The organism is Streptomyces sp. Ru71 (genome assembly GCF_002920535.1).
Taxonomy (GTDB): Bacteria; Actinomycetota; Actinomycetes; order Streptomycetales; family Streptomycetaceae; genus Streptomyces.
The window spans coordinates 1-766 of record NZ_PQSS01000180.1 but is presented as its reverse complement, the minus strand read 5'-3'; the positions used below and the strand labels follow the sequence as shown (position 1 = coordinate 766).

Here is a 766-nt window from a genome sequence, read left to right as displayed (position 1 = left end):
TCCGCGTAGACGGCCACGCTCGCGATTCCGGCGTCCCGGCAGGCCCGGGCCACGCGGACAGCGATTTCGCCACGGTTGGCGATGAGCACCTTCGTCAGCATGCCGACTCCTGTACGTCCTTCAGGCCGGCGCTGAGCCGGTCCACCGTCTCTACGATCCCGCGCATGTCCGCGCCGGGGGTGAACACCGCGTGCACGCCCATGGCCTCCAGGGCGGTGACGTCGGCGTCGGGGATGATGCCGCCGACCATGACGCGGACGTCGTCCGCGCCCTCCCGTCCCAGCAGCTCGATCACCCGACGGACGATCGTCATATGGGCGCCCGAGAGGATGGACAGACCGAGGAGGGGCGCGTCCTCGGCGATGACGGTGGCGACGATCTGCTCCGGGGTCTGGTGCAGTCCGGTGTAGATCACCTCGTAGCCGGCGTCGCGCAGCGCTCGGGCGATGACCTTGGCGCCGCGGTCGTGGCCGTCGAGCCCGGGCTTGGCGATGACCACGCGGGCGCGTGGTGCCGGGGCCGCAGCGCCGTGGTCAGGGCGCTGCTGCAGGACGTTCATGGTGTCTCCGATCGGATGGTCAGCGAGGCAGGGCGGGCGCGAGCCAGCCGGCCGGGCCGTAGGAGTGCGGCGTGCGCAGCTGCAGGCGCCGCGAGGCCCAGGCGCCGGCGGGGCGCGCGGGAGCGGGCGGGGGAGCCGGTGCTCCGGCCACGGTCAGCACGGAGACCACGGCGGCCAGCTCCTCCGGAGTCGGGTTTCCCCGTACGA

3 protein-coding genes are annotated in these 766 nt (G+C 73.1%); all 3 read right to left on the bottom strand.

The features are described from left to right. Positions 1-98: biotin carboxylase N-terminal domain-containing protein (locus C3489_RS38125; RefSeq protein ID WP_276525929.1), on the bottom strand; the 98-nt coding region annotated here is incomplete at its 3' end. Then, positions 95-559, bottom strand: coding sequence for a cobalamin B12-binding domain-containing protein (locus C3489_RS38120; protein ID WP_103786686.1), 465 nt, complete (start codon positions 557-559; stop codon positions 95-97). The genes C3489_RS38125 and C3489_RS38120, both read right to left, overlap by 4 nt. 19 nt (positions 560-578) lie before the next feature. Next, positions 579-766 (bottom strand): acyl-CoA carboxylase subunit epsilon (locus C3489_RS38115; RefSeq protein WP_103786685.1); only part of this gene is annotated, 188 nt, incomplete at its 5' end.

Coding starts and splice junctions, on each gene's coding strand:
- C3489_RS38120 (WP_103786686.1), bottom strand. CDS start 559: ATGAACGTCCTGCAGCAGCGCCCTGACCACGGCGCTGCGGCCCCGGCA.